At 70.9% G+C, this 6,196-nt stretch carries 9 protein-coding genes; 5 read left to right on the forward strand and 4 right to left on the reverse strand.

Annotated elements, in window-relative coordinates; all coding sequences use genetic code 11:
* Window positions 1-10 precede the first annotated feature (10 nt).
* The 3 genes from hisH to C4313_RS06410 all read right to left on the reverse strand — a co-directional run bounded on the left by hisH (window position 11) and on the right by C4313_RS06410 (window position 1,974).
* On the reverse strand, window positions 11-616 hold the full coding sequence (gene hisH / locus C4313_RS06400; protein ID WP_352429035.1) for an imidazole glycerol phosphate synthase subunit HisH: 606 nt from the start codon (window positions 614-616) through the stop codon (window positions 11-13).
* Between the two features lie 76 nt (window positions 617-692).
* Window positions 693-1,679: a uroporphyrinogen decarboxylase family protein gene (locus C4313_RS06405; protein ID WP_352429036.1), complete on the reverse strand. Its 987-nt coding sequence runs from the start codon at window positions 1,677-1,679 to the stop codon at window positions 693-695.
* Complete coding sequence (locus C4313_RS06410; RefSeq protein ID WP_352429037.1) at window positions 1,657-1,974, reverse strand: tetratricopeptide repeat protein; 318 nt, start codon at window positions 1,972-1,974, stop codon at window positions 1,657-1,659. Before C4313_RS06410 ends, C4313_RS06405 begins: the two co-directional genes overlap by 23 nt.
* A gap of 120 nt (window positions 1,975-2,094) precedes the next feature.
* Here C4313_RS06410 and C4313_RS06415 point away from each other — a divergent pair, with 120 nt between their 5' ends.
* The 5 genes from C4313_RS06415 to C4313_RS06435 are packed head-to-tail and all read left to right on the forward strand — an operon-like array spanning window position 2,095 to window position 5,328.
* Window positions 2,095-2,766, forward strand: coding sequence for a Type 1 glutamine amidotransferase-like domain-containing protein (locus tag C4313_RS06415; RefSeq protein ID WP_352429038.1), 672 nt, complete (start codon window positions 2,095-2,097; stop codon window positions 2,764-2,766).
* Between the two features lie 11 nt (window positions 2,767-2,777).
* Window positions 2,778-3,656 carry a helical backbone metal receptor gene (locus tag C4313_RS06420; protein ID WP_352429039.1) on the forward strand — a complete coding sequence of 293 codons (879 nt, stop codon included), beginning with the start codon at window positions 2,778-2,780 and terminating at the stop codon, window positions 3,654-3,656.
* Window positions 3,657-3,675: 19 nt separating this feature from the next.
* Window positions 3,676-4,263, forward strand: coding sequence for a UbiX family flavin prenyltransferase (locus tag C4313_RS06425; RefSeq protein WP_352429040.1), 588 nt, complete (start codon window positions 3,676-3,678; stop codon window positions 4,261-4,263).
* 40 nt (window positions 4,264-4,303) lie between these two features.
* Complete coding sequence (locus C4313_RS06430; protein ID WP_352429041.1) at window positions 4,304-5,023, forward strand: polyprenol monophosphomannose synthase; 720 nt, start codon at window positions 4,304-4,306, stop codon at window positions 5,021-5,023.
* 14 nt (window positions 5,024-5,037) lie between these two features.
* Window positions 5,038-5,328, forward strand: a complete 291-nt coding sequence (locus tag C4313_RS06435; protein ID WP_352429042.1) for an ArsR/SmtB family transcription factor — start codon at window positions 5,038-5,040, stop codon at window positions 5,326-5,328.
* Here the strand turns inward: C4313_RS06435 and C4313_RS06440 are convergent.
* On the reverse strand, window positions 5,325-6,196 hold an 872-nt coding region (locus C4313_RS06440), incomplete at its 5' end, for a tetratricopeptide repeat protein (protein ID WP_352429043.1). The two genes, C4313_RS06435 and C4313_RS06440, sit on opposite strands and share 4 nt — an antisense overlap.

The following is a 6,196-nucleotide window of genomic DNA, read 5'->3' on the forward strand; positions in this document are numbered from 1 at the left end:
CGGCCCGGCCTCACAGATGCAGGAAATTGCGCAGGATCTGCTCCCCGGCGCGGTGGCTCTTTTCCGGGTGAAACTGCACGCCCATCACCGCTCCCCGGGCGACCACGGAAGCGTATCGGATCCCATAGACAGTGGTCGCCACCACGTCGGCGGGGTCCGCCGGATCGCAGTAATATCCGTGGACGAAATACACATAGGCGCCGTTGGGGACCCCACGGAGCAACGGGTGGGTGCCGGGGTGTTCCAGGCGGTTCCAGCCGATCTGGGGGACTTTGCCGGCCTCCGGCGGGAAGCGGCGCACGCGGCCGGGCAGCAGCCCCAGGCCGGCGTGCCGGCCCATTTCCTCGCCCTCCTCGAAGAGCAGTTGCATCCCCAGACAGATGCCCAGGAGGGGCTTGCCCGTGGCCACCGCCTGGCGGAGGGGTTCCACCCACCCCCGGGCCCGCAGGCCGGCCATGCCGTCCCCGAAGGCGCCTACCCCAGGCAGCACGATGCGCTCCGCCCACTCCAGATCGGCGGGGTCCTCGCTCAGGCGCACCTCGGCCCCCAGGCGCTGGAAGGCGCGGACGACGTTGCCCAGGTTCCCGATCCCGTAGTCGATCACCAGGAGCCGCATCCTGGCTTCCCTGCCGCAGACTTCCCCCTATTTTAGCCGGAAGCCGGCCAGATCCGGGGTCGAGGGGCGAGGGCGATCACGCCGCGTCCACGGCCCGGCGGGCGGCCCGCAGGTTGGCCTCGGGGGCGTGGATGGGAACCACGCAGCCGGTGCCCAGGATGAAGCGCCGGCCGCCGGTCCGGGCGATGGCCTCCTGGGCCTCCGCCTGCACGTCCTGCGGGGTGCCCAGGACCAGCGTTCTCACCCGGGAGAGCCCGCCCAGCACCGCCCCGGGCACCGCCTGCAGTCCCTCCTCCAGGGAGGGAGGCGTTTCCCGATCGTGCCAGTTCCAGACGGCGACTGGGTAATCGGTGAAGCGGTCGAACATCACCGCCTCCCCGTGCAGGTGGAGCACGTTCAGCCACCCCTCGGCCGCCGTCTCGAGGATCGCCAAGTCGTAAGGGCGCCCGAAGGCCTGGTATTCCGCTGCGGAGAGCAACAGATAGGAAGCGTGCTGGACGGCGTAGAAGATCCCGTCGACCCCGCGGGCCAGGGCGGCCCGGACGAAGCGGCGGGTGCTCTCGGTGATGAGCCGCAGGCCGGCCGCCAGGGCCTCGGGATAGCGGCGCATGTGCAGCAGCAGGGCCTCGGGGCCGGCCAGGTTCTTCGCTTGGGCCAGGGGGCTGAAAACCGTGACCACGATGGGGACCTCGGGAAGGGCCGCCCGGATCCGTTCCACGGCCCGCAGGTGCTCCCCCAGGGCGCCGCGCTCCGGATCCAGAATAGGCAGGCGGGGCCAATCCTCCGGGCGCTGCACCGGATGGCGGACGTAACGGCGCGTTCCCTCCGTGTCGCCCTCCCACCGGTCTTCGGCCCCCCAATCCCGGACGCAGAAACTCGAGGCAGGGGTGACCTTGACGAAGTCGAAGTCAAAGCGTTGCTGGAAGGCGATGACCGCATCGGCGAAGGCCTCCGGATCCTGATCCTCCACCGGGAAGTGGCGCCAGAGGGCCACCGGCGGGCGGTCGAGGGCCTCCCCGCGGAGGGCGGCCTGCAGGCGCTCACGTTTGCTCAGCGGCCGCATCGGTCGCCTCCCCTCCGCGCAGTTGCTCGATGTGGGCCCGGGAGAGTTGGGAGAGGATCTGGGCCTTGCCGCGGTCCTCCAAGCGGGAGACGAGGTTCAGGACCTTCTCGAAGGCGGCGATGGCCTCGGCCTTCCGGCCCTGGGCCTTGTAGGCCAGCCCCAGCCCGTAGTAGGCATCCACCGCGTTCCCGTCCAGCTCCAGGGCTTTGCGGAAGTGATCGACGGCCTGATCGTATTGCTGGCGGATGTGGAACTCCCACCCCAATTCGATGTAGGCCGCTGCGTCCTCCGGCATCGCCGGCACCTCCGCGTGAGGTTGGCTCCGGACGCATTATAGCATGCCGGGCAGGCCCCCTTCCCAGGACGGCCCTTTCCGGCGCAAAATCATCAGGAGAGGGAACGAAAGGAGCAACGGATGGGTCAGCGGGGACCTTTGCGCTGGCGGAGCGGGCAGGGATGGCTGGTGCTGTGTGGAGGCGAGGGGGACGAGGCGGTCCACCACGCCGTCCTGGCCCGCTGCGCCCCGGGCGGGCCGGCGGTGCTGGTGATGGCCGCGGCGGAGGACTCCGACCGGGCCCGCGACTACGAGCGGCGCTATCGGGCCTGGGGCGGCCCACCGCTCCGGGTCCTGACGCTGCGCTCGCGGGAGGATGCCTTCCAGACCGCCCATGCCCGCTGGCTGCTGGAGGCCCGGCTCGTCCTCATCGCCGACGGCGAGGTCCGACGTCTGCTGGAGATCTTCTTCGACACCCCCGCCCTTCAGGCCCTGCTCACCGCGTATCACAGCGGCGCGGTGGTCCTGGGGATCGGGGCGGGGGCGGAGGCCATGGGGACATGGGTGCTGGGCCGCGGCTTTGAGGAGGCCCTGGGCGCGTGGGGCTGGCTGCCCGGCGCCTTCGTGGTCAGCCATTACACGCCGGAGGCCGCCCGCGCCCTCCAGGCGGCCCTCCATCGGCATCCCTTCGCCTACGGCATCGGCCTGGCCGAGGGGTCCGCCCTGGCCCTGGGCCCCCAGGACCAGATCGAGCGCTGGGGGCAGGGAGAGATCACGGTGGTCTTCGGGGCCCGATGGCTGGATGCCCGATGAGGGCAGACCCGATGGGGATCGAGGGGCATCCGTTGTGGGATGTGGAGGGTCGACCGTTCCGCCCCGGGCGCGCGCCCCGGCGGGTGGTCTCTCTGGTGCCCAGCATCACCGAGACCCTCTTCGAACTGGGCCTTGGGGATCGGGTGGTGGGGCGCACGCTCTATTGCGTGCGCCCGCCCGCGGCCCAGCAGGTCCCCGCGGTGGGGGGGACCAAGAACCCCGACCTGTCGCGCGTCCGGGACCTGCGGCCGGACGTGGTCTTTGTGAACGTGGAGGAGAACCGGGAGGCAGACGCGCGGGCCCTGGCTGCGGCGGGCGTTCCGGTGGCGGTGTCGTTCCCCCGCTCGGTGGCGGAGGCGATCGCCCTGATCCGGGCGCTGATGGCCCTGTTCGAGGTCCCGTCGGCGCCCCTCGTGGAGGCCCTCGAGGCCGAAGCCGATCGCCTGCGCCGCCGCCCCGCGGGCCGGCGGCCCCGGGTGTTCTGCCCAGTCTGGAGGGATCCGTGGATGACCTTCAACGCGGAGACCTACGCCCATGATCTGTTGGCCCTGTGCGGGGGGGAGAACGTCTTCGGCGGCCGGCGGCGGCGCTATCCGCTGGCGGCCGATCTGGACCCCACGGTCCCCCCGCGGGCGGTGGAACGGGACGATCGGTATCCGCGGCTCTCGTCGGAGGAGATCCGCCAGGCGGCCCCTGACGTCATCCTGCTGCCCAGCGAACCGTATCCCTTCCGGCCGGAGGACGTTCAAACGGTGCAGGCCCTCTTCGCCGAGACCCCGGCGGGCCGCGCCGGGCGCATCTATTGGGTGGACGGCAGCCTGCTGTTCTGGCACGGGATCCGCCTCCGGTGGGCGCTGGAGGCGCTGCCGCCCTTGTTCGATGCCGCGTGAGCCCGAGCGGGGAGGCGGGATGGGCGAGGCGAAGCGGCGGTTGATCGTGGGGATCAGCGGGGCCAGCGGGGTGATCTATGGGATCCGGCTGCTGGAGGTGCTCCGGTCGAACCCGGAGATCGAGACCCACCTCGTCCTCAGCCCGGCCGCCCGCCAGACCATCGTCCAGGAGACCGACTACACCGTCCGGCAGGTCTTGGACCTGGCCGACGTGGTCCATCCGTTTCACGATGTGGGGGCCGCCATCGCTTCCGGCTCCTTCCAGACGATGGGGATGGTCATCATCCCGTGCTCCATCAAGACCCTCGGGGCCATCGTCAGCGGCTACACGGCGGATCTGATGAGCCGCGCCGCCGACGTCACCCTAAAGGAAGGGCGGCCGCTGGTGTTGGTGGTGCGCGAGACCCCACTCCACCTGGGCCATCTGGATCTGATGCGCCGCGCAGCGCGGATGGGGGCGGTGATCATGCCGCCCGTCCCCGCTTTCTACGGCCGGCCGCGCACCCTCCAGGACCTGATCGACCAGACGGTGGGGCGGGTCCTGTTGCGGTTGGGGATTGAGAACGATCTCTACGCCCGCTGGAAGGAAGGGCCGGGGCGCCCATGAGGCCATCGGCGGCAACCTTCTTCCTTCCCCAAGGAGGAGGATGAGAACCCTGGTGGTCGTGCCCACTTATAACGAGGCGGAGAACCTTCCCTGCCTGGTCCGTGCCCTCTTCGACCTAGGCCTGCCGGAGTTACGGATCCTGGTCGTCGACGACCGCTCGCCCGATGGGACGGGGGAGGTGGCCGAGGCGCTGGCCCGCGCCCACCCGGGCCGCCTCTTCGTGCTGCACCGGGAGGGGCCGCGGGGCCTGGGCCCGGCCTATCGGGATGGCTTCCGCTTCGCGCTGGGGACCGATGCGGAGGCCATCATCCAGATGGACGCCGATCTCTCCCATCCCCCCGCAGTCATCCCCCAGATGCTGGAGCGGGTGCGGGAATGCCACGTGGTGGTGGGATCCCGTTACGTAGCGGGGGGGCGGGTGGACCCGCGGTGGGGGCCGGGGCGTTACTGGCTGAGCCGGTGGGGGAACATCTACGCCCGCCTGGTCCTGGGGCTTCAGGTCCGGGATGCGACGGCGGGTTTCAAGTGCTGGCGCCGGGATGCGCTGGCCGGCATCCCCTTGGATCGGGTGCGTTCGACCGGGTATATTTTCCAAGTGGAAATGGCCTATCTGACCCAGCGCCTGGGCTACCGGGTCTGCGAAATCCCGATCTTCTTCGAGGACCGGCGGGTCGGGCGTTCCAAGATGGACTGGCGGATCAAACTGGAGGCGGCGTTGCGGGTCTGGGAGCTGCGCTGGCGCTATCGGGATCTGCCGTGAGGACGATGGAGGCCATGGATCCGGTCCGCTTCGCCAACGCCTTGGCCGACGCCCATCGCCAGCAGATCCTCCGCCTGCTCTGGGGACGGGAACTGTGCGTAGGGGATCTGGTCCAAGCGTTGGGCCTGGCCCAGCCGACGGTTTCCCACCACTTACGGATCCTGCGGCAGGCTGGGCTGCTGCGCACGCGGGCGGCGGGCCGTCGGATGTTCTACACGCTGGATCTGGACGCCCTGGACCACGGGCTGCGGGCGCTGCGGCTGGCCCTGCGCCCCTCCCGCCGGAAGGGGAAGCGCCGGGGCTAATCCCCGGAGGGAGGGAGGGCGTTCAGCCAGCGCTGGGCGCGGCGGCCGAATTCCCCCTGGGGATCCAAAAGGACCGTCTGCTCCAGCCAGCGCCGGGCCTCGGCGGCGCGACCCTGGGCAGCCAACACGATCCCCAGCCGATAGTGCACGGAAGGCCGGGCGGCGTCCCGGGCCAAGGCCTGACGTAGAAGGCGCTCCGCCTCGGTGAAATCCTCCTGTAGGTAAAGGGCCCACCCCAGCCACTCGTAGCCTTCCTCCCGTTCGGGGGCCCGCTGGAGGAGCTCCCGGGCGGCCGCAGAACCTTCCCCTGTGCGGATCTGATGGCCCAGGTAGAGCGCCGCCAGCATGTTCCACCCCTTGACGTTATCCGGATCCGCCCGGACCGCCTCTCGGAGCCAGCGTTCGGCCGTCAGCAGGTCCCCGGCCAGCATGGCAGCGCGCCCGCGCTCCAGGGCGAAGAGGGGGTCCGGGCGAAGGTGCCATGCAGCGGCGAAGCGGCCTATGGCCTCGCGGTAATGGCCGTGCTCCAGCAGATAAAGCCCCCAGAAATAGTGCACCTCCGGTGGGATGGTCGAGCGGGCGGCCGCCCGTTGCAGCCATGGGGTCCCGTCCGCCCCAAGCCGGCCCAGCGTGTAGCCCATGGCGGCCATCGCCACCGGGTCCTTGGGATGGACGGCCAACCAGCGGTCCAGGGCGAGGCGGGCTTCCCCCCAGTAGCGCGCCCCGACCAGGGTGAACGCCCACCGCCGCAGGGCTTCGGCCTCCTCCGCTTGCGGACAGCGAGCCTCCAGGGCGCAGGGCGGCGGGAGACGGGCTGCCCAGGCGTCCGCCGGCGGGGGGAGGCCGGCCAGATGGCGGCGGGCGGCCT

The organism is Thermoflexus sp. (assembly GCF_040289485.1).
GTDB lineage: Bacteria > Chloroflexota > Anaerolineae > Thermoflexales > Thermoflexaceae > Thermoflexus.